The sequence below is a fragment of the Psychrobacter sp. TB20-MNA-CIBAN-0197 genome (assembly GCF_040309765.1).
Classification (GTDB): domain Bacteria; phylum Pseudomonadota; class Gammaproteobacteria; order Pseudomonadales; family Moraxellaceae; genus Psychrobacter; species Psychrobacter submarinus.
Map to the genome: position 1 here is coordinate 1 of NZ_JBEOPC010001449.1, position 233 is coordinate 233.

A 233-nucleotide genomic window follows, 5' to 3' on the forward strand; every position below is an offset into this window, starting at 1 on the left:
GCGCCCGCTCAGCGACCTGACCGGGCTGACCCAATTCGGCGTTCACCTGCTCACGCTGATGCCCGGTCACGAATCGGCCGAATATCACCGCCACCTGTACGAAGAGGAATTCGTGTACGTGCTGTCCGGCACCGGCGCGGTGACGATCGGCGAGCACGCCAGCGAAATCGGGCCCGGCGATTTCATCGGCTTTCCGCGCGGCGGTGACGCGCATACGGTGCAGAACACCGGCG

1 protein-coding gene is annotated in these 233 nt (G+C 66.1%); it reads left to right on the forward strand.

Annotated elements, in window-relative coordinates; translation table 11 throughout:
- The coding region (locus AAEY83_RS18765; RefSeq protein WP_351061732.1) for a cupin domain-containing protein at positions 1-233 on the forward strand (233 nt) is incomplete at both ends.